The organism is Pyrinomonas methylaliphatogenes, assembly GCF_000820845.2.
Lineage (GTDB): Bacteria > Acidobacteriota > Blastocatellia > Pyrinomonadales > Pyrinomonadaceae > Pyrinomonas > Pyrinomonas methylaliphatogenes.
Genome location: NZ_CBXV010000001.1, coordinates 285408 through 305896, shown reverse-complemented (window position 1 = coordinate 305896; position 20489 = coordinate 285408). Strand labels below are relative to the sequence as shown.

Annotated in this window: 16 protein-coding genes, 1 tRNA gene and 1 pseudogene; 9 read left to right on the top strand and 9 right to left on the bottom strand. The window is 59.5% G+C overall.

Annotated features, from left to right (window positions below):
- Nucleotides 1–7: 7 nt before the first annotated feature.
- The gene (locus PYK22_RS01200) at nucleotides 8–922 is read right to left on the bottom strand and encodes a glycoside hydrolase family 130 protein (RefSeq protein WP_041973328.1); all 915 of its coding nucleotides are present in this window, start codon (nucleotides 920–922) and stop codon (nucleotides 8–10) included.
- 114 nt (nucleotides 923–1036) lie between these two features.
- Here PYK22_RS01200 and PYK22_RS01195 point away from each other — a divergent pair, with 114 nt between their 5' ends.
- From PYK22_RS01195 to PYK22_RS01165, 7 genes are all read left to right on the top strand, one after another.
- The gene (locus tag PYK22_RS01195; protein ID WP_041973326.1) at nucleotides 1037–2020 is read left to right on the top strand and encodes a TerC family protein; all 984 of its coding nucleotides are present in this window, start codon (nucleotides 1037–1039) and stop codon (nucleotides 2018–2020) included.
- A 132-nt stretch (nucleotides 2021–2152) separates the two neighbouring features.
- Complete coding sequence (locus PYK22_RS01190; protein WP_041973324.1) at nucleotides 2153–2851, top strand: response regulator transcription factor; 699 nt, start codon at nucleotides 2153–2155, stop codon at nucleotides 2849–2851.
- Nucleotides 2841–4352 (top strand): sensor histidine kinase, encoded by a 1512-nt coding sequence (locus PYK22_RS16180; protein WP_060635197.1) that lies wholly within the window; start codon nucleotides 2841–2843, stop codon nucleotides 4350–4352. Before PYK22_RS01190 ends, PYK22_RS16180 begins: the two co-directional genes overlap by 11 nt.
- Nucleotides 4353–4813: 461 nt before the next feature.
- A complete protein-coding gene (locus PYK22_RS01180; protein WP_041973321.1) occupies nucleotides 4814–6193 on the top strand; it encodes a TolC family protein in 1380 nt (459 codons plus the stop codon).
- Nucleotides 6194–6213: 20 nt separating this feature from the next.
- Entirely contained in the window at nucleotides 6214–7593 is a 1380-nt protein-coding gene (locus tag PYK22_RS01175; RefSeq protein ID WP_041973318.1) for an efflux RND transporter periplasmic adaptor subunit, read from the top strand.
- 104 nt (nucleotides 7594–7697) lie between these two features.
- The gene (locus tag PYK22_RS01170; RefSeq protein WP_041973669.1) at nucleotides 7698–10793 is read left to right on the top strand and encodes an efflux RND transporter permease subunit; all 3096 of its coding nucleotides are present in this window, start codon (nucleotides 7698–7700) and stop codon (nucleotides 10791–10793) included.
- A 244-nt stretch (nucleotides 10794–11037) separates the two neighbouring features.
- Nucleotides 11038–12255, top strand: a complete 1218-nt coding sequence (locus PYK22_RS01165) for an MFS transporter (RefSeq protein WP_083437491.1) — start codon at nucleotides 11038–11040, stop codon at nucleotides 12253–12255.
- A 324-nt stretch (nucleotides 12256–12579) separates the two neighbouring features.
- On the opposite strand, the gene PYK22_RS17115 is transcribed toward PYK22_RS01165, so the two are convergent.
- From PYK22_RS17115 to PYK22_RS18275, 3 genes and pseudogenes are all read right to left on the bottom strand, one after another.
- Complete coding sequence (locus PYK22_RS17115) at nucleotides 12580–12996, bottom strand: ComEA family DNA-binding protein (protein WP_083437490.1); 417 nt, start codon at nucleotides 12994–12996, stop codon at nucleotides 12580–12582.
- A gap of 483 nt (nucleotides 12997–13479) precedes the next feature.
- Nucleotides 13480–13584: a helix-turn-helix domain-containing protein gene (locus PYK22_RS18280; RefSeq protein ID WP_157770597.1), complete on the bottom strand. Its 105-nt coding sequence runs from the start codon at nucleotides 13582–13584 to the stop codon at nucleotides 13480–13482.
- 17 nt (nucleotides 13585–13601) lie between these two features.
- A pseudogene (locus PYK22_RS18275) lies at nucleotides 13602–13771 on the bottom strand (recombinase family protein); the annotation flags it as partial.
- 45 nt (nucleotides 13772–13816) lie between these two features.
- Between PYK22_RS18275 and PYK22_RS01150 the strand changes: the two are divergent.
- Both PYK22_RS01150 and pdxH read left to right on the top strand, forming a co-directional pair.
- Nucleotides 13817–15199, top strand: a complete 1383-nt coding sequence (locus tag PYK22_RS01150; RefSeq protein WP_162199765.1) for a glycerate kinase type-2 family protein — start codon at nucleotides 13817–13819, stop codon at nucleotides 15197–15199.
- 84 nt (nucleotides 15200–15283) lie between these two features.
- A complete protein-coding gene (gene pdxH, locus PYK22_RS01145) occupies nucleotides 15284–15931 on the top strand; it encodes a pyridoxamine 5'-phosphate oxidase (protein ID WP_041973313.1) in 648 nt (215 codons plus the stop codon).
- A gap of 176 nt (nucleotides 15932–16107) precedes the next feature.
- Here pdxH and PYK22_RS01140 read toward each other — a convergent pair.
- The 5 genes from PYK22_RS01140 to kdsA all read right to left on the bottom strand — a co-directional run bounded on the left by PYK22_RS01140 (nucleotide 16108) and on the right by kdsA (nucleotide 20485).
- A tRNA-Gly gene (locus PYK22_RS01140) sits at nucleotides 16108–16182 on the bottom strand.
- An 89-nt stretch (nucleotides 16183–16271) separates the two neighbouring features.
- Nucleotides 16272–16652: a response regulator transcription factor gene (locus PYK22_RS01135; protein WP_041973311.1), complete on the bottom strand. Its 381-nt coding sequence runs from the start codon at nucleotides 16650–16652 to the stop codon at nucleotides 16272–16274.
- Nucleotides 16653–16724: 72 nt separating this feature from the next.
- Nucleotides 16725–17261 (bottom strand): KdsC family phosphatase, encoded by a 537-nt coding sequence (locus PYK22_RS01130; RefSeq protein WP_041973664.1) that lies wholly within the window; start codon nucleotides 17259–17261, stop codon nucleotides 16725–16727.
- A 10-nt stretch (nucleotides 17262–17271) separates the two neighbouring features.
- Complete coding sequence (locus PYK22_RS01125; RefSeq protein ID WP_162199764.1) at nucleotides 17272–19557, bottom strand: tetratricopeptide repeat protein; 2286 nt, start codon at nucleotides 19555–19557, stop codon at nucleotides 17272–17274.
- 82 nt (nucleotides 19558–19639) lie between these two features.
- The gene (kdsA, locus tag PYK22_RS01120) at nucleotides 19640–20485 is read right to left on the bottom strand and encodes a 3-deoxy-8-phosphooctulonate synthase (RefSeq protein WP_041973307.1); all 846 of its coding nucleotides are present in this window, start codon (nucleotides 20483–20485) and stop codon (nucleotides 19640–19642) included.
- Between the last annotated feature and the right edge of the window lie 4 nt (nucleotides 20486–20489).

Genomic DNA, 20489 nt, shown 5'->3' with positions numbered 1-20489 from the left:
TACCGCATCATGTCTCGCGCGCGAATTCGAGCAAATCGTTCAACTTCGCCGTCGCCAACCCGATGCAAGTATCAGCCGCACCATAGTACATCCAAACCTCATCGCCACGCAGCAACGCTCCGCAGGTGAAGACGATGTTCATTCCGTTTCCGACGCGCTCATAAGGCGCATTAGGGCTGAAAGCGGGATGGCGGCAGCGCGCGATGACCCGCGTCGGATCGTCCAGATCGAGCAGCGCCAAGCCGAGGCGGTAGTTCGGCGTCCCGGCGACCATCTTCACGCCATGATAGATAAGCAACCAGCCTTCGGGCGTTTCGATCGGGACGGCGCCAGCCCCGACGCGCGCGCCATCCCACCACGTCCCACCGCGCTCGGCTAAGACCAGTTGCGGATGCCCCCAATAAACCAGATCCTTCGAGCGAACGATCCAAATATGCGCCACGCCGTTTGATGACGGGCGATGCAGCATCACCCATTCGCCGTTGATCCGCCGCGGGAAGAGGGCTGCGTTCTTGTTGGGCGGCGATAAGACCATTTTGATCGGACTCGCCCGACGGAAATCTTTCGTGCGAGCGAGAGCGATGCCCGGCCCTGGCGAACTGACCACCACATAGGCGATCACATACTCATCTATCTCTTCGACATAGGTGATTCGCGGATCCTCGCAGCCGAGTTCTTCATATGGACTTTCCGGATCTTCCGGGGCGAGCAGCGGCGTCTCATCGATGCGCCAACTGCCGATGCCATCACGGCTACGTGCGACATGGAGCCGCGATCTGCCGTCAACCCCTTCGACGCGGAGCAAGAGGACGATCTCGCCCTTCACCTCAGCGACACCGGGGTTGTAGACACCGATCGCCGGAAACGGCAGATCATCGACCGTTATGATCGGATTCTGCGGATGACGCCTGAAGCGGTCCATCGTCTATTTTGCGCTCCCTTCGCCATCACAGCTTAAGGAGTTTATTCGCCGCAGCGCAAGCTCGCCGCGTCGCAGATTGCCTCTCTCGAAGAGCGGATGCTATATCTAACCAGCATGGAGCACTCGATATGGGCTTGGGGCGGATTTACGCTCTTCATCCTTCTATTGCTCGCTGTCGATCTTGGGCTCCTCAATCGCCGATCGCGCGTTATTAGTTCGCGTCAGGCGATCACTTGGAGCATCATTTGGATTTCGCTGGCGCTCATCTTTGCGGCGGGCGTTTTCCATCAACTCGGCCACGTCAAAGGCGTAGAGTTTCTGACCGGTTATCTTATCGAACTCTCGCTCTCGGTCGACAATCTCTTCGTCTTCCTTCTGATCTTCTCTTATTTTCGCGTCCCCAGCGAATACCAACACCGCGTCCTCTTTTGGGGCGTGTTGGGCGCGCTGGTGATGCGCGCGGTGATGATCCTGATGGGCGCGGCGCTCATCAACCGCTTCCACTGGATAATCTACATCTTCGGCGCGTTCCTCATCTTCACGGGGATTCGCATGTTGCGCGAAGAGGAGACGGAGATTCACCCGGAGCAGAATCCCGTGGTGCGCTTCGTCACCCGATACGTTCCGATCACGAAGCATTACGAAGGCGAGAAGTTCTTCACGCGCGTCCGCGGTCGTTTGAACGGGACGCTACTCTTCCTCGTTCTGGTGATGGTCGAGACGACCGATCTGGTCTTCGCCGTCGATTCCATCCCGGCCATCTTCGCTGTAACGCGCGATCCATTTATCGTCTACACCTCGAATGTCTTTGCCATCCTGGGGCTGCGCACCTTCTACTTTCTCCTCGCGAAAGTCGTCGAGCGATTCCACTACCTTAGGATTGGCCTTTCGATCGTCCTGATCTTCATCGGGTTCAAGATGTTGGCCGAAGATGTCATCGAAGAGCGGTATGGTTATCATATCTCGCCGATCCTCCCGCTTTCGATCGTCGTAGCGGTGCTCGCTATCTCCATCATCGCTTCGCTCATCTGGCCCCGGCGCGCTCTATCCGCCCCCAAAGAGAAGACCGAACAAGAGGTCACGTCCGAAGAACTCTAGCAACCGATTGGGAGATCGCAGCGACCTGAGCCGCAAACGGTCCGCCCCGGGGGCGATTTTTAGACGCCGCGCGCTTTTATTTCCCCGAACGCAATCGCTAGACTAATCACATCGTCGCCAGAGCGACTCCTTATGCGCGTTTTACTTGCCGAAGATGATCCGCGTATGGCGCGTCTCATCGCGCGTGGGCTGCGGGAACAGGCTTATGCCGTTGATGTCGCCGCAGATGGCGATGAAGCGCTCTACAAGGTCGAAATCAATGACTACGACATCGCCATTCTCGATGTAATGCTGCCCAAAAGAGATGGCTTCGAAGTTTGCCGCGAATTGCGCCAAAAGGGGTGGCGCCGCCCCATCCTTCTTCTCACCGCGCGCGATGCGGTTGAAGATCGGGTGCGCGGGTTAGACTTAGGAGCTGACGATTATTTGACGAAGCCTTTCGCTTTCAAAGAGCTGATGGCTCGTTTGCGTGCCCTACTGCGCCGCAGCGATGAACTTCGACCGAGCATCATAAGGATCGCCGATCTCGAGATCGATACCAACGGGCAGCGTGTCCGCCGCGGCGGGCAGCCTATCGAGCTTACGGCTAAAGAATACGCGCTGCTTGAGTATCTAGCCCGCAATGCCGGACGCATCGTCCGGCGCGAAGAGATCGCCGAACACGTTTGGGATGAGCGCTTCGATCCGTTCTCGAACCTGATCGAAGTCTATATCAATCGCCTGCGGCGCAAAATTGACGAGCCCTTCGGCACACCGCTCATTCACACGCGACGGGGCGCAGGATATGTCTTACTGGAGCCCGCGGACACGATGGATCTTCATGAAAGCTAGCTGCGCGCGCCTTTTCGCCGAGTGGTTGACGAAAGGTCGTCGCATGTCAGTGCGCGCGCGATTGACTTTGTGGTATTCGATCATCCTCGCCCTAACGCTTCTCGCCTTCGCCTCCTCCGCCTTTCTGTTGTTCATCAACTCATCCGATGCGCAGATAGATAAGCTGCTCGCCGAAGCGGCTAGCGCCCTAGAGCGCGAAATCAACAACGCGCAGACAGAAAGCAACGCTGGATCCGATGCGGAATTGGTCGCCCGCGAAGCGAGCGACTTTCAGATGGAGAACTACCGCCTGTTCGTCTACGATGCGAACGCCCGACTCATATTCGCTCCCAATTCTCAATTACCATGGGCTAGCAGAGAGAGACTGACTCGAAAGGTCGAGTCCTTGCTCGCTCGAGCATCGCGTGATGGGAAGGCATATGCGAGCCTGCGCCTTGGGGGAGAGGAATGGCGCGCCTTCGCCCGCACCTTGAAATTCCGCGGCCAGACTTATGAGGTGCTAGCGCTTCGCTCGCTCCATGACCGGCATGAGACTCTGCAAAGATTGCGCCTGGTCTTCCTCGCCGCCATTCCGCTCTCACTGCTGCTTGCCGGCTTCGGCGGCTATTTTCTCGCGCGCCGCAGCCTCGCTCCGGTGAGCGAGATGAGCGCACGGGCGGCCTCGATCAGCGCCGCCAATCTCGACGAGCGACTGCCCATCATCAATGAACACGATGAACTGGGCCAGTTGGCTGCGGTGATCAACGGACTGCTCGCTCGCCTGCAAACGTCCTTCGAACAGCAGCGGCGTTTTATGGCCGACGCCTCACACGAACTGCGCACGCCTGTGGCGATCATCTGCGGCGAAGCGGAGGTGGCCCTCTCGCGCGGAGATCGCTCTTCCGAAGAATTGCGCGAATCGCTAGAGATCGTCTACGACGAAGGACGACGCATGGCGCGCATCGTCGAAGATCTTCTCTTGCTCGCGCGAGCCGATGCCGGACAGTACCCGCTTGCGCCGACGAACTTTTATCTGGACGAATTGCTCGAAGAGGTCGTTCACGCCATGCGTACGCTCGCAGCCCATCGCGGCGTCAAGCTCTGCGCCGAATACGATCGCGAACTCATCTTCAACGGCGACGAAAATTTGATCCGGCGAATGCTCATCAACCTGCTCGACAACGCGATAAAGTACACGAAGCGGGCGAGCGCGGTACGAGCGATCTGCAAGCGCGATTCGACGCACTACGTGATCACGATCAGCGATGCCGGTCCCGGCATTCCGCCCGAGGCGCAATCGCGCATCTTCGAGCGATTCTGGCGGCTGGACCCAGCGCGTTCGCGCTCCGAGATGGCGGGAGCAGGAAGCGGCGCCGGCCTCGGCCTTTCCATCGCCGCATGGATCGCTGCTGTGCACGGTGGGAAGATCGAGCTGGTCCGATCAGATGAAACCGGCAGCACTTTCGCCGCCCGCTTGCCCCTACGCTCCGAGTTAGCCGCGCAAAACCAAGTGGCCGGATAAGTCCTCGCCTCTTCACGGCCCGCGAAAGGGCGATCATCATCGTGGCTTAGCCTGCGTTACGAGGCGAATCCGTCAGCCGATTCCGGCACGAATGACCGGATGGGCCGAGATCCCCGAAAGTTCGCGCATAAGGTTCAAATACACTCTCCAGCCGACCGTCGCTTCCGAGATCGTCGCCGCTTCGGTTGTGCAATCCTAGGTGCAGTTCAAATACGTTCTCGAGTGGATCGTCGCTTCCGAAGGAATTAATCTTCCGTTTATCTTCTGCAACGTAGAATGCGCTGTCGAAAAGGCGCGCTTTACGGGGAGGATTTTGGATGAAATTTGAGGACGAGTTTCGAGGAATCTATTCCGCGCGCGAGAGCGAAATCCTGTCTTTCGATTGAGCGCCAGAGGACGCGCGATACGAGCGACGGGTCGCGCCGAATCATTCAAAAGGGAAATCAGTCGTTGCGATAGAGATGAGATTCATCCGATCACGTTGCTTGACGCTCGCCCTGTTCATCGCTCTACAGCCAACCGCCCGCGGCCAAGATGAACTTTCACGACCCACCTCCGGACCATCTCTTTCGGCGGTCGGGACAGGTCGATCCGTATCCATTGGCGATCGCCAGCCGACCGAGTCTCCGCTCTCGCTGGAGAACGCCATCGATCTTGCGCTGCGACAGGTCTCTACCTTTCGGCAAGCTGAACTCAATCAGTTCATCGCGCAGGAGGAACTGGCCCAGGCGCGCGCGGCTTTTCGCCCGCGCGTGCAACTCGGCTCTTCATACATCTATACCTCGCCGAGCGGCATGCAGGGCGCGACCGCGCCGAGCTTCATCGCCGCTAACGCCATTAACGAATATCAACTGCTGCTCTCGGTCGGCGGAGAAGTGGACCTTTCCGGGCGCTTGCGCGCCAATCTCGGGCGTGCGCGCGCGTTGCTAGAAGCGGCACGAGCTGGAACCGAAGCTGCGCGTCGTGAACTCATCTTTGCGACGACAGAAGCCTATTATCAACTGGCTTTAACGACGGCGCGGCGGCAAGCTGCCGAACGCAACCTAGCGGCGGCGGAAGAGTTCGAACGGATCACGCGGCTTCTATTGGACGGCGGCGAAGTAGCGCCAGTGGATCTCGTGCGCGCGCAAGTGCAAACGGCGACGCGGCGCGATGAGCTGGAGCGCGCCCGAACCGAGGAGACGGTCGCAGCCAATCTCTTACGCGCGCTCATCGGTTATAGCGAGGCGCAACCGATCGCCGTTCGCGACCTGCTCGCCGCCATGCCGCAAGAAGGTGAGCTCGAACGCTATGCTGCGGATCTGGTCCAGCAACGACCGGAGCTGGCTCAGCTTGAAGCCGAACGGCGCGCTTCGCTCGAAGAAGCCAGACTGGCCCGCGCCGAACGCCGTCCCCAGATCACTTACTCTTTCGGCGGCGGCAGCGACTCAAGCTCGCTGTTTCACGCAGGTCAAAATGCCGGACTGACGGCGACCGTCGGCCTCGCGATACCCATCTTCGATTGGGGCGCAAGCCGCAGTCGCGAACGACAAGCCCTGCTTCGCGCGCAAGTGACCGATTCCGAACTTGCGCTCGCGCGCCGCCGTTTCATCCAAGAGTTCAACGATGCGCGCGCGCAAGCGCTCGCCGCGCTGCGCCGGCTGCGCACGATCGGCGAGAGCGTCAAAGCGGCGGAGAGTAATCTGCGCACGTCAATCGCGCGCTATCGCGCTGGCGAAGCCAGCATCATCGAAGTGACCGACGCGCAAACGACGCTGGTCGCCCAGCAAGCAGCGCTTTATCAAGCGATCTACGACTATCAAGTCGCACGAGCGCGTCTAAAACAGGCTACTGGGAAGTGACGGCGGAGCGAAGTTCGACCATGTCAGAACGAGAGAACAAAGCGCATCTTACAGCGGAAACCGTCGCCTCGCATGAGGCGGATGCCGAAGATGGGGCACGCGTGGGTTCAGCTTTGAATCCATCGCTCAAACCGAAAGCGAATCGAAGGCGGTTCCTATTGATCGCTTCAACGGTTTCGCTCGCGCTCATCGCCGCATGGTTCGCTACGAACCGTAACGGCGAGGAAGATCAATCGTCCAATCCGATCGTCAGCGTCCGCGTTGCGCGCGCCGAACGCCGATCGATCGCGGCGCAGGTCGCGGCGCTCGGCACCATTTCACCGCACGAGCAGGCCGTGGTGAGCGCGCGCACGAGTGGCCAGATCAAACGGATGCGCCTCCTGAAAAACGCTTTCGTCCGCAAAGGCGACGTGATCGCCGTGATAGACGTGCGCGATCTCGAAGCGCAGCGGGCTGAAGCCGCTGCGGCGCTTGAGGAGGCGCGATTGAATCTACGCAATTTGAGCGCCGGTTCGATCCCGCAAACTGACGTACAGACGGAGCGTGAACTGCGCGATGCGCGCGCCGAACTGCAGAACGCGCGCGCTTTGTATGAACGGCGGCGCGCGCTTTATGAACAGGGCGGCATCGCGTTGAAAGAGTTGGAAGCGGCGCAGCTTGCGCTCACCACCGCAGAGAACCGCTTACGTCTGGCGGAGCGGACGGCGGAATTGCGCGCGCGCACGATCAATCCGACCGATCGCGCGGCAGCGCAAGCGCGCGTCAAACAGGCTGAAGAACGTCTCGCTTCGCTCAACACGCAGATCAGTTACGCGACCGTGCGCGCGCCGATCTCCGGCATCATCACGGATCAATATCAATTCCAAGGCGAGTACGTCGCGCCCGGCTCGCGCCTCGTCGCCATCGCCGACACATCTTCGGTGATCGTGAAGGCTCAATTCCCCGACACGGTCGCCGATGAGTTGAAGGTCGGCGACGCGGCGACGGTCCAGCCGATGGACTCGCCCGGAGAGACTTTGACTGGACCGGTGACGCTCGTCAGCCGTTCGAGCGATCCCAACAACAGGATGGTCGAGGTTTGGATCACACTCAATAACGCCGGTGGAAGGCTGCGGGTCGGAAGCGCCGCGCGCGTCACCGTCACGACGCGAAGAGCGGATGACACCATAGTCGTCCCGCTTTCAGCGATCACTTTCACGACCGGGGGCTTCGACGAAGGGATAGTAATGGTCGTCGATCAGCAACAGATAGCGCACGAAGTGAAAGTGACGGTCGGCATCCGCACGTCGTCGCTCGCCGAAATCAGATCCGGTTTGCAAGGAGGCGAACTGGTCATCGTCGAAGGCAACTACGCTCTGCCCGACGGAACGAAAGTCAAGATCGAAGAGGAAAGATCGTGATTTCATTTCGTTCGCCGCTCGCACGAAACGACGCGCAAGCGATCAAGAATCAAGGGTCGATCGAACGACGCGCCACTTGATCGGTCAAATCGACGATGAATCCGATGTCCTTCATCATCAAACAGGAACGGGCCGTTCTGGTCCTCGCGCTTCTCCTGTGCGCAGCTGGGTTGCTGGCCGCTTGGCGTCTGCCATCGGCCCTCTTCCCGCAGACCGATTTTCCGCGCATCATCATCATTCTCGATGACGGCGTCGTCCCGGCACAACAGATGCTCGTTTCAGTCACGCGCCCTGTCGAAGAAGCGATGAAAGGCATCCCCGGCATCGTCCGCATCAAATCGGCGACCGGGCGCGGTTCGTGTGAGATCAACCTCTTCTTCGCGTGGAATGTGGATATGGTCCAAGCGCTGCAACTCGTGCAGGCGCGACTGTCGCAACTGCTGACGACGTTGCCGCCGACCGTGTCGGTCCGTCGCGTCGAACGTTTGACCTTCGCCGTCTTTCCCATCATGGGTTATAGCCTCACCTCGACGGCGCGCGATCCGGCCTTCTTGCGCGATCTGGCGGTCTACACGATCAAACCGCAGCTTGCGCGTCTGCCCGGAGTCGCTGACGTTCAGATCGTCGGCGGCGACGTGCGCGAATATCACGTCGTCCTCGATCCAGAGCGCTTGAACGCGCATGGGCTGACTCCGCAACAAGTAGCCGATGCCATCAAGCGATCTTCGCTCATCGCCTCGCCGGGTCTCGTCGAAGAGAACCATCAGCTTCAATTGGTGCTCATCAATGGTCAGCCCGCAACGCCCGATCAAATCGGTTCGATCGTCATCGCCAACGCGAACAACGCGCCGGTCACCGTCGCCGATGTGGCCGACGTGCGTGCGAGCGCCGAACCGAAATACACCATCGTCACCGCCGATGGGCAACCCGCCGTTCTGCTCAACATCTTGCGCCAACCGGACGCGAACATCGTCGCCGTCGCCGATGCCGTAAAGGCAGCGCTGGAGAAGGCGCGCGCGCAACTTCCCAAAGACGTGAAGATCACGCCTTTCTACGATCAATCGTTGCTCGTGCGCGACGCGATGAAGTCAGTCCGCGATGCGATCATCCTCGGGCTGATCCTTTCCGCGCTCGTCATCTACGGCTTCCTGCGCGACTGGAGGACGACGCTGATCGCCGCCATGGTCATCCCTGTCACCGTGCTCGTCGCTTTTCTGGCGATGTACCTGGTCGGACTATCGTTCGATCTGATGACGCTGGGCGGGGTAGCTGCGGCCATCGGTTTGGTGATAGACGATGCGATCGTCGTCGTCGAGAACATCCACACGCACCTAGCGCGTGGACAAACGAAACGTCAAGCGATCGAACAGGCGCTAGCGGAGATCGCTGCTCCGATCACCGGTTCGACCATCACGCCGGTGGTCGTCTTTTTGCCGCTCTCGCTGCTGAGCGGCGTGACGGGAGTCTTCTTCCGTTCGCTCGCCCTGACGATGGCCGTCGCGCTGCTGACTTCGCTCGCCCTCGCCCTCTCTTTGACCCCGGCGCTCGCGCGCATCTTCGTCCGCTCACATGATGAGCGAGAAGAGGGCGAAATCGAAGATCACAAACCGAAGGGCGAGCTGAGCGATGAACCGGTTGAGGGATCGGCGGACGGGCGTTTGTGGCGAACCGCGCTCGATGGATACGAGCGATTGCTGAACTGGGCGCTTGCGCATCGCTCTGCGGTGGCGATCCTTTCGCTCGCCATCGTCCTTGGCGCGCTCTTTCTCTACCGCGCGACCGGATCGGAATTCCTTCCGGAGTTTGACGAAAGCGCCTTCGTCCTCGACTATGTCGCGCCGCCGGGGACGTCGCTCGCCGAAACCGATCGCATGTTGCGTCACGTCGAACAGATGTTGCGCGAAACGCCCGAGGTCGAAAGCTATTCGCGACGTACAGGTCTGCAATTGGGGCTGGCCATCACCGAACCGAACACCGGCGACTTTCTCGTCAAACTCAAACCCGATCACGCTCGCCCGACGAGCGAAGTCATAGACGATCTGCGACAACAGATCGAACAGAGCGAGCCCGCGTTGCGCGTCGAATTCGTCGGGATCTTGTCGGATCTGATCGGCGATCTGACGAGCTCACCGGCGCCCATCGAGATCCGGCTCTTCGGCGAAGATCCGGCTGCGTTGCACCAAACGGCGCGCCGGATCGAAGAAGCTATCAAGAGCGTCCCAGGCGTCGTAGACACCTTCAACGGCGTCATCGTCAGCGGCCCAGCCATCACCTTCCGCATCGATTCCGCGCGCGCGGCTAAATTAGGCGTCGATGCGACCGAAGTCGCCAATGCGATCACGATCGCGATGAGTGGCGACGCGGCGACGAACGTCTTGCAACAAGATCGCGTGCTGCCAGTTCGAGTCATCATGCCTGAAACGGCGCGCCATTCGCTCGATTTCCTGCGCAATCTGCTCGTTCGATCGAGCGCCACGGGCGCGCTCTTTCGGCTCGACCAAGTGGCCGATCTGGAATACGATCCCGGACAAGCGGAGATCGCGCGCGATGGTCTCCGACAATCTGTCGCGGTTACGGCACGACTGTCGGGAACGGATCTCGGCACGGCCATCGCGCGCATCAAAGAACGGCTGGCCAAAGAAGTCATCTTGCCGCCCAGCGTCGAAATGGAATTCGGCGGATTATATCGCGAACAGCAAGAGAGCTTCCGCGAACTGCTGATCACGCTTGTGCTCGCCACTTCGCTAGTCTTTCTCGTCCTGCTCATCGAATTCCACTCCTTCGTTCACCCAACGGCGATCGTCATTGGAGCGGTGCTCGCTTTGAGCGGCGCGCTCGCCGCGCTCTTTCTGACGAAGATGACGCTCAACGTCGTCAGCCTGATGGGCATCATCATGGTGGTCGGTATCGTCGCCAAAAATGGCATCCTTCTGCTCGACGCGGCGGATGAACGGCGCGCGCGCGGAGACGCCTTGAAAGACGCTCTGCTCTATGCCGGACGTCGCCGCCTTCGCCCGGTGTTGATGACAAGTCTGGCGGCGATGCTCGGCCTTCTTCCGCTCGCGTTGGCGATCGGCGCTGGCGCGAGCCTCTTGCAGCCTTTGGCCATCGCCGTGATGGGCGGATTGGCGATCGGCTTCTTCTTCTCGCTCGTCGTCACGCCGACCGTGTACGCAGTCCTCGAAGAAGAGAAGAATTGAAGTGCACAATGCAGCAGTCTGGCCGCCGTGCGGGCGATCGAGGATATGCGCTTGAAGAAGAGAGGAATTGAAGCGCACAACGCAGCCGCCATCGCAGAAGGTGGCCCGAAAATCGCTTCCGGTATAATCGGTTCGATGCAGTCTTCAGTCGCCCGTAAGCATGGCGTTGACGGCGCGATGTGATATTGCCCCGGATAGCTATCGACTTGAAAGCGAAAGGGGGGATCTGTAGGATGCACGTGCGATGAGCGGTGAAGTGGGACAAGATCTTGCGGCTTCGAGCGCTGCCGAACGGACCGCGACGGCGAAGAGGTCGGCGATTAGATTCATTCTCTTGCTTGGCGTCGTCAGTCTGTTCGCCGATGCGACCTACGAAGGCGCGCGCAGCATCGCTGGTCCATATTTGAGCCTACTCGGCGCGAGCGCAACGGTCGTCGGGTTCGTCGCCGGTTTCGGCGAATTCGCCGGCTACGGCTTGCGCCTTCTTTCAGGCTACCTCAGCGATCGCCTGCATCGCTACTGGACGATCACCTTCATCGGTTACGCGATCAATCTATTAGCCGTGCCCGCGCTCGCTTTAGCACACAACTGGCAAGCGGCAGCGGCGTTGCTCATCTTGGAGAGGGCCGGGCGCGCCATTCGCACGCCAGCGCGCGATGCGATGCTTTCGCACGCTGCCAGCGAAACGGGACGCGGCTGGGGGTTCGGCGTGCATGAAGCGATGGACCAGATCGGCGCAACGTTCGGTCCCTTGGTCGTCGCGCTCGTGCTCTATCTCAAGAACGACTACCGACTAAGTTTCCTCATCCTGCTCGCGCCAGCGCTTCTGTCGCTTGCAACGTTAACGGTTGCGCGCGCTCTCTACCCACGCCCGCAAGATCTTGAACCCGTAACCGCTAGACTCGAGACCCAAGGGCTCGATCGTCGTTTCTGGATCTACCTGCTCGCTTTCGCCTTGGTCGCCATCGGGTACGCCGATTTTTCGCTCATCGCGTACCATTTCGAGCGCACAGCGGTCGTCTCCAACGGCTCAATCCCACTACTTTATGCCGTCGCGATGGGCATAGATGCGTTGGCCGCGTTGGTGCTCGGCAGATTGTTCGATCGGATCGGCTTCACTGTGCTCGCCGCGAGCGTGCTGCTTGCCGCGATGTTCGCGCCGCTAGCCTTCTACGGCGGCTTCGTTTGGGCAGCGTTGGGCGTTGGTCTCTGGGGATTCGGCATGGGAGCGCAAGAATCGTTGATGCGCGCCGCGATCGCCGATATGGTTCCACCTACGAGGCGCGGATCGGCTTACGGCATCTTCGACGCAGGTTACGGGTTCGCTTGGTTTCTGGGCAGTTTGTTGCTCGGATACCTTTACGATCGCTCGATCTTTTTGCTGGTCACAGTTTCGATCATCGTGCAACTGCTCGCCGTCCCGCTGATCATCGCCGCTCTAAATGAAGGCGAAGCCCGATAATCTTAAAGACGGTGCGACCGCCACGCGCACTCTTTCAGCCCGGCTCTGGGAGACGTAGAGGCGAAAAATAGAGTTACAAAGTCGCCGGCTTAGACGGAGAAGAAAAAGAAGAAGTTACAACACTCCAAAGAAGATAGAGCTACAAAGTCGCCCGCTTAGTCCGGTTCCCCAACGCTCACAAGCCCGGGAGATGGGAAGGCGAAAATAGAGCTAAGTCGTTCGAAAGAACTTCTAGGCTTTAGCTCCAAGGAGGAAGTCAAGAATTTTGCGGGTCGAACGACCTAATCTGCTAGAGGTCGCTGTTTCTGAGGCCAAGGATAGACATTACTCGACGGTGATGTAAGGCTTCAGTTGATAGAAACGCCGTTCACTGAATCCGCGAACTAAGATGATCTCTTCCGGACGACGGAAAGGGCCGTAGCGCTGGCGATATTCGATAATGCGAGCAGCGAGGGCAGGCCCTATGCCGGGCAGCCTCTCCAATTCGCTTTGCGTCGCTTTGTTGATATTGACGCGCAAATTGGATGATTCATTTGGCAAGCTGCCCTGAGTAACGGCTAAGTCACTCGGGGTCGAGACCACATCTGTTTTCGCCTCAGACAGCTTCCTTGCTGAGGGAGATAAAAGAGCACAAGCAGTTGGCCCTAGAAAACAAAGAGGCAGGACAAAGAAAAACAGGATTAGTGCCGGGAATGCCCCGGTCGTAATAGTCAAATGTTTGAATCCGAACGACTTATCCATTTTGCCGCGATCGTGTGCAAAATGCTAGAAGTCCAAATTTTTCATAAACTTGTAACTTTCAAAGGGCAGATTTCCACAGACTTTTCCACAAACTCTGTGGAAATCGCGGGCGCTTTCCCTCGAGCGCTCCCTGAGGTTCCTTGATCGCTGAGATAGATGGATGGTGGTTGGTGGTGGTGCATCGTCATCTCTCCGCTGCGTCACAGAGCCGCTGCTGCAGTGGTGCGGCGCGGGCGGGATCAGCAGCGTCAACCCCGTCAACATGAGAGAGTAGCTAGCTCGTCTCATGGCTAGCCCGCGCCGGACTAAGCCGCGCGTATCCTATCCATGATACCTGCGCTTGTCAATGGTCTGGCGTGAAATCCGTTCAGCTATCGTTCGCCCTACGACAGTAGCGAAGACCTCGCTGGTGGCCACCAGAAGAGGCTCTCAGCTCGCAGGCCTCGGAGACTGAGGCCTCGGCAGTAGAGAAGCTCGCAGGTCTCACCGGGATCCTCGACAGTAGCGCCGGATGGTCCGCTCGCTGACGCCGAGCGCCCGGGCCACTTGCCGCGCGCTCTGGCCCGAGGTGAGCGCGGCCCGCGCCATCTCCAACCGCTCCGCGGCGAGGATGCGAGGCCGACCGCTGACGCGCCCCCGCGCGCGCCGCCACTAGCCCGGCGCGCGTCCGTTCGCGGATCAGCTCGCGCTCGAACTCGGCGAGCGCGGCGAAGATATGGAACACGAGCTTGCCCGCGGCGCTCGTCGTGTCGATGCGATCGGTGAGCGAGTGGAACTATCGCGGATTTTGCGACGCAATCTGCGAATTTTATGTGAGAATATGGCTTGCACTTCAATCGTAGGCTTAGGGCTATCGGTCACGATGGAAACTTATGATCTGCGCCAACTGGCCCGCGAGATCTTGGCTTACGCGCTTCAAGCGGTCGATGCCAAGGCAGCGGTTTACCGCGCCGTTTCGGTAAAAGATCGCAAGATGAGGATTTTCGATTCGACTTTTGACCTCTCCTCGTCGCGCCCGATCTATGCTGTCGCCCTCGGCAAAGCGGCTGGGCCAATGGCCGCGGCGCTCGATGCGATTCTAGGCGATCAACTGACCGCGGGAGTGGCTTCGATCGCGCCGCCCGCTCAGCCGATATCGAGGCGATGGCGGATATTCCTCGGGGGCCATCCGCTCCCCAATCGCGAAAGCCTTGAAGCCGCACGCGCCGCCCTAACGCTACTGCGCGAGGCGGACGAAAGAAGAGCTTTGGTTCTTTTCCTCGTCTCAGGCGGCGGATCAGCGATGATGGAATGGCCGCGCGATGAACTCATCTCATTGGAGGACTTACGCACCGCTAATCTCGTTCTGACGACATGCGGCGCGACGATCGCGGAGATCAATGCCGTGCGGCGCGCTTTCTCTGCGATCAAAGGTGGTAGATTGAGCGATGCAGCTCCGCATACGGACCAAGTCACGCTAATTATCTCCGACACTAACTCCGGCGATGAGATGAACGTCGCCTCAGGCCCAACGATCCCTCAACCGCAAACCGACGAACTTGAACTATGGACCATCATCACCAAATACGAACTCGGAACGCGGCTCCCCGCCTCGATCATTCACGCGATTCGAAAGGCGATCGCACAACGAGAGGTTCAAGATACGGGGAGTCGCGCGCTACGCCGCCATTACGTTCTGCTGAGCAACTCGGATGCGGTTCAAGCGGCTGCGGTGAAGGCGCGCGCCTGCGGCTTCAGCACGCAGATTGCCAGCGACATCGTCGAACAGAGGATCGAAGAAGGATGTGCGGAGCTCGTCCGCCGACTTTGCGAAAGGAGACGGGATCATTATCGAGTATGTTTGATTTCCGGCGGCGAGTTCGGCTGCCCTAAACGCGGAGATGGTCAAGGCGGACGCAACGCGGAAACGGCCCTGCGTTGCGCTTTGGAGTTTGAAGCGCAAGGCTTATCGCGCCCGGCAGAAGCTTCGCCACATGTTCTCGCCCTCTCAATGGGAACGGACGGCATCGATGGCAACAGCCCAGCGGCGGGGGCGATAAGCGATGATACGACTTTAGCGCGCGCGCGCATTGCTGGATTGGACGCGCGCGATTTTCTCGAAAGGAGCGATTCTTACACCTTCTTTCGTCTCTTGGGCGATGCGATCATCACCGGACCGACAGGGACGAACGTTCGTGACTTAAGAGTGCTGCTCTCGGTTTGACGCAGAGAGTGGGACCTTGCGATCACCCACACTTGACCTGCGGGTCGGTCCGAGCTTATAGAGATGAGGATCGAAGATCGGCTTATGTCAATACAGGATTTCATCTTGACGGTCCGGCGCGAATATACCGGGAAGCCGCTTGATGAGGCGAGCGTTCATCGCGATCCGTTTCAACAGCTCGAGCTCTGGCTGAAGGAGGCCATCGAAAGCCAGGTCCTTGAGCCGAACGCGTTGATCTTGGCGACGGCTTCGGCGCAGGGGATCACGTCGATAAGAGCAGTTCTACTGCGCGGTTTCGATAGACGCGGATTGGTCTTCTATACGAACTATGCCAGTCGGAAAGCGAAAGAGATCGCCGAGAACCCGCGCGTTTCTGGGCTCCTGTTCTGGCCGGAACTGAACAGGCAAGTCAGAATCGAGGGGGTCGCGGAACGAACTACGGATGAAGAGTCCGATGCATATTTCCGCACCCGACCGCGAGAGAGCCAGATCGCCGCGTGGATCTCCCATCAAAGCGAAGTGATCGAGTCGAGGCGCGCGTTGGAAGAGGCTTTCGCCAAGGCGGAAGAATCCTTCCGCGGCAACGAAGTCCCGCGCCCGCCATTTTGGGGCGGCTATCGTCTCGTTCCGACGAGCTTCGAGTTCTGGCAAGGAAGAGAGAATAGGCTACATGACAGAATCCTATACCTCAAGGACGGCCCAACGTGGGAGATCAAAAGACTCGCCCCTTGACCTGAAGATCTGCCGTCGCCAAAGCCTAAACGTCATCCCTCGTTCGATTGCCGCTCGGGCGCCGATCGCAACCGATAGAAGCATTTCGATAAAGCCTAAACGGCGCTGCAGCGATTGAGGGAAGAAAACGATCCTAGGCCTTCTGCGGTCAAAGTTAAGTGACTTGAGGTTCGCACTGGAGCGGGTGACGGGATTCGAACCCGCAACCCACAGCTTGGGAAGCTGTTGCGCTACCGTTGCGCCACACCCGCTCGCTCGAAGGATCTACCAAGGAAGATGGTAAGGATACTCAGAACGGGGCTAACTGTCAATGGGAGATGGTTCGGTCTAAAATTAGGGCTCACTTGCCGACCATCATCCGCGCGACCTGCGCGAGCCGCGAAGTATCCTCAGGTTTACGTAGACACCCTTGCGCTCCGGCGCGCTTGGCCTCCTCATGGTCCAAGAGATCGGCGAACGCTGTATAGAAGAGTATCGGCGTTTGCTGATCGAAACGTCGTATCTCGCGACACAGCTCGAGCCCGTCCATATCCGGCAACCCTATGTCAAGCAGGATGAGGGCGAACTCCCCGCGATGGGCGAGCGCGAGCCCTTCCTCCGCCGTCTGCGCCGTCACCACATTGAACCCCTCGCGACTCAGACTGAACGTGACGAGGTCTCGCGTATCGGCCGTATCGTCGACGAAAAGCACGGTCTTTCTATCGGCGACATCTTTCATCATATGACCAAACCCAATAACAACTAATCGCCTCTAAGGCCAACTCCATTGTAGCTCAAACTTCGATCTTTCGAGCTACTTTTCTTCCAAATAATGATTCAACGCTTCCGCCCACTTGCCTTGAGCTTTCAACAGGAGTTCCGTCACTTCGCGAACCGCACCATGACCGCCGGCAAGCCGCGTAACGTAATGAGCGATTCGCCGCACCTCTTCGCTCGCATCAGCCACGGCGATGGCCAACCCGACTCGCTTCATGAGCGGAATATCAGCGAGATCATCGCCGATGAACGCCGCCTGTTCGGCACTCAATCGCGTCTGCGCCAAGATCCGCGTGAGCTCCGCGAGCTTGTCGTCAACTCCTTGGCGAACGAAACTTATGCCGAGTTCGTGCCCGCGACGTTCGACCACCTTAGATGAGCGTCCGGAAACGATCGCGGAGATCCCCCCAACGCTATGCCACATGACCAATCCATGACCATCACGGACATGGAAAGCTTTCATCTCTTCGCCGTCCGGCAACAGGTAGATGCGCCCGTCGGTAAGCACTCCATCGCAATCCATCAGAAGCAAACGCACTCGCGCGGCGCGATCCAGCAGTCTTTCTCGTCCCATCATCGCCAGGTCAGCGCTCCTCGAAGATGGGTATTTCGACGAGCTTCCAATCGGCGCCAGCGCGAGCGAGCACAAGGACGGCGGAGATGGTCTTCTCCTGTCCGAGCGCGCGGACGTTGATCGTCGCTTCGGCGACGAGCCGATCTCCGCTCTGGCGTTCCGTTCGCAACAGATGCGTTTGCCAAAGTTCGGGTTGCGTGCCGACGATCCCGCTGGCGAACGTGCTGAGCTCACCGGGCATGATCAGCGCTTCGATCTCAGCTTTTCTGCCGCTTTTGATTGCCTGGTCCAGTTGTGCGAAGAAAGCGCGCGCCGATTCATCGATCGGCGGCGAGCTTTGCGAAGATTCGGCGCGCAGTCTCGCTTGCCGCGCCGCGATGACGGCAGCGAGTAGTCCTTCGCTCCTGACCGCCTCATCGAAACGCTTTATGGCTTCCGCAGTCTGCCCCCTTTGCAGAGCGATCTCTCCCAAACCGACGTTCGCCCAAGAGAGGGTGGCTGGGGTTGGGAGTTTTTCATCGATGACGGCGCGAAACTCTCGTTCGGCATCATCCAAGCGCTTCTGTGCGAGCAACGCGCGCCCCAATATCACACGCAACTCTTGGGCATGCGGCGAGCGCGACAATCCCTCGCGGGCGATCCGTTCCGCCCCCGCATAGTCTTGGCGCGTGAAAAGCCGCGTAGCTTCGCTCAAAGCCTCTTCGACTGAAGGCATGTGCGGGGCGACATCGTTCGAGTAATCTATCTGCGGATAGAATTTCTCCGGATCGACTTCGACGCGCGCGATTCGCTCCGCGGTACGGAAACGGGCTTCGCCGAAATCTCGCGCTGGGATAACAGCCTCCGCCAATAGATTCTTGCCGCCCTCCGTCGTCGCCTGTACCGTCACCGAAGCATCGATTGGGCCAGTGTTGCGCAAAGCGGCGACCCACTCTCCCCCTTGCTGATGCGGCAAGCCGATGAGCAGATCCATGGTGGTGGGCTGATCCAACTCGTAATCGAGCAGAACTTTAAGCCGCTCGCCGCCGCGTTCGACGAGCGCGGATCGAAGCGAGGATAAGGAGATGCCGTTTTCGCGACCGGCTTGCAATTGCGCGCGAAGGACGCTCAAGAACGCATCACGACCGAGCGTTCTTTCCGCCAATCGCCAAACCATCGCCCCTTTATTCGGCACAGCGACGAAATGCGTCTCGAAGAGCGGCGACGATTGCGACAGCGGACCATCGCGACGCGCTAAAGCCGCATAGGCGCTCCGCTGTCGGTCGCGCTCGGCATCAGCCGCTTCCTTGCCGAACTCCTTCTCGATGAAAAGCAGAGCCAAGTAGCGCGCCAGCCCTTCGCGCACCACGCTCGATCCTTCGCCGCGGATCGGGGTCGCGCCGCCGAGCCACAATTCAGCGACCGTTTCGGCGATGAGCAGCGCGGTCGATGAATCTATCTTCGAACGACGGAACGCCGCGGCTTCCAAAAGCAGTGTCCCGCCATCTTTGAATCCGGCGCCGCGGCGAACCGCGATCAGACGTATCGGCACATCCGGCGCTGGCCCCAAAAGATCCTGAAAGAAAGCGCGCGCCGAACTCGCCAGTTTGACCAGCCTCTCCGCCGCCTGCCGTTCCTCCTCGGTTGGACCGGCGAGCAACCAAGCGCTAACGTTACGAGAAGCGTCGGCGCCTTCGATCACCTCCCAACGCCCGGTCAAGAAGAACGGTTGAGCGTTAAGCGGTTGGTCGAAAGAATTGCCGTTAGCGCGCCCCGATGAAACTGGCTTCTCGTTCGCGTTCAGACCGCTGATGGTCAACTGAAAAGGTGCCGTATCAGCGCCGCGCGCGGAATAAGGCGTGTTCGGCATCGGATACCAGAAAGCGAGCGGGAGGAATTGCGCGCCTTCCGGCGAGATGGCGGCCAAGCCCGTGTTCCGCTGGACCGGTAAGCTATGTTCGATTTCGAGCGTGACCGTCTGATTTGGCGCGACCGAGGACGGGAGATTGACCGTCGTCTGCTGAAGCTTCGTCCGCGGCTCTTCGCGCGAGCGGAAAGTCGCGCTCGCGCCATTGACGGACGCCGATTTCACTTGCGCCGCAGAATTCAACCGCACGGTGAAAGTGCGACCGACGCCCTGGCCGACGTTACGCGCCGCGAGCTTCGTCCGCACGGTCAAAGCGCGCGTCGCCGCTGAGACGCTCGCTGCGACTTCGAAACGTATTATCTGCCACGCCGCTCGAGCCTCCTCTTGAGCGAACGCCTTTGTGCCGAAGAGCAAGAAGATGATGACGAAAGAAGATACCCATCCCCTCATGACCATAACCGAGCGTGAAAGGCGGAACATCTGCAAATCAGAAGACTCGCTCAATCCCTTCGTCGCGCGATGGGACGACGAATCACCATCCTGGAGCGTTACGGCGGACCAACTCATGGATCGCGCGAAGCATCTCGAGCAGCGGCTCGAAACGCTCTAATGGCAGCATATTCGGTCCATCCGAAGGGGCATGCGCCGGATCATCGTGCACTTCGAGAAAGACGGCATCGACTCCGGCGGCGACTCCGGCGCGCGCCAGCGGTTCGATGAATTCGGCTTGCCCGCCAGTTGCATGCCCCAATCCGCCGGGCAGTTGCAAGGAGTGCGTCACGTCGAAGACCACAGGCACGCCGAAGCTGCGCATGATCGGGAAGGAGCGCATATCGACGACGAGGTTGTGATATCCGAAGGTCGTGCCGCGCTCGGTCAGCAAGAGGCGTTCGCAACCGGCAGCGCGCGCTTTGCGCACGATGTTGCGCGCATCGTAAGGCGAGAGGAATTGCCCCTTCTTCACGTTGACGGCGCGCCCGGTCCGCGCCGCTGCCACGATCAGATCGGTTTGACGGCAGAGGAAAGCGGGGATCTGCAAAATATCCGCGACCTCAGCGACCTCTTCGACCTGCGTTGTCTCATGCACGTCGGTCGTCACGGGAGCTCCGGTCTCCTCGCGCACGGCGCGCAAAATCTCCAAACCGACGCGCATGCCGAGCCCGCGAAAGCTCTCATGCGAAGAGCGATTGGCCTTATCGAAAGATGATTTGAAGACGAAATCGAGGCCGGCGCGCTGCGCGCGACGCTGCAACTCATGGGCCAGCATCAAAGTATGTTCGCGCGATTCGATGACACACGGCCCGGCGATGACCGTTAACCGTCCATCGCCGAAGACCACATCGCCGACGCTGAAAGGCATAACCGTCGCCTCATTCATCTTC

What these genes read in the sequence shown, in the direction of transcription:
- PYK22_RS01165 (WP_083437491.1), top strand. Translation starts at nt 11,038, where the DNA reads ATGAGCGGTGAAGTGGGACAAGATCTTGCGGCTTCGAGCGCTGCCGAA.
- kdsA (WP_041973307.1), bottom strand. Translation starts at nt 20,485, where the DNA reads ATGAATGAGGCGACGGTTATGCCTTTCAGCGTCGGCGATGTGGTCTTC.
- PYK22_RS01125 (WP_162199764.1), bottom strand. Translation starts at nt 19,557, where the DNA reads ATGAGGGGATGGGTATCTTCTTTCGTCATCATCTTCTTGCTCTTCGGC.
- PYK22_RS01150 (WP_162199765.1), top strand. Translation starts at nt 13,817, where the DNA reads ATGGCTTGCACTTCAATCGTAGGCTTAGGGCTATCGGTCACGATGGAA.
- PYK22_RS01190 (WP_041973324.1), top strand. Translation starts at nt 2,153, where the DNA reads ATGCGCGTTTTACTTGCCGAAGATGATCCGCGTATGGCGCGTCTCATC.
- PYK22_RS16180 (WP_060635197.1), top strand. Translation starts at nt 2,841, where the DNA reads ATGAAAGCTAGCTGCGCGCGCCTTTTCGCCGAGTGGTTGACGAAAGGT.
- PYK22_RS01135 (WP_041973311.1), bottom strand. Translation starts at nt 16,652, where the DNA reads ATGATGAAAGATGTCGCCGATAGAAAGACCGTGCTTTTCGTCGACGAT.
- PYK22_RS01175 (WP_041973318.1), top strand. Translation starts at nt 6,214, where the DNA reads ATGTCAGAACGAGAGAACAAAGCGCATCTTACAGCGGAAACCGTCGCC.
- PYK22_RS01200 (WP_041973328.1), bottom strand. Translation starts at nt 922, where the DNA reads ATGGACCGCTTCAGGCGTCATCCGCAGAATCCGATCATAACGGTCGAT.
- PYK22_RS01180 (WP_041973321.1), top strand. Translation starts at nt 4,814, where the DNA reads ATGAGATTCATCCGATCACGTTGCTTGACGCTCGCCCTGTTCATCGCT.
- pdxH (WP_041973313.1), top strand. Translation starts at nt 15,284, where the DNA reads ATGTCAATACAGGATTTCATCTTGACGGTCCGGCGCGAATATACCGGG.
- PYK22_RS18280 (WP_157770597.1), bottom strand. Translation starts at nt 13,584, where the DNA reads ATGGCGCGGGCCGCGCTCACCTCGGGCCAGAGCGCGCGGCAAGTGGCC.
- PYK22_RS01170 (WP_041973669.1), top strand. Translation starts at nt 7,698, where the DNA reads ATGTCCTTCATCATCAAACAGGAACGGGCCGTTCTGGTCCTCGCGCTT.
- PYK22_RS01130 (WP_041973664.1), bottom strand. Translation starts at nt 17,261, where the DNA reads ATGGGACGAGAAAGACTGCTGGATCGCGCCGCGCGAGTGCGTTTGCTT.
- PYK22_RS01195 (WP_041973326.1), top strand. Translation starts at nt 1,037, where the DNA reads ATGGAGCACTCGATATGGGCTTGGGGCGGATTTACGCTCTTCATCCTT.
- PYK22_RS17115 (WP_083437490.1), bottom strand. Translation starts at nt 12,996, where the DNA reads ATGGATAAGTCGTTCGGATTCAAACATTTGACTATTACGACCGGGGCA.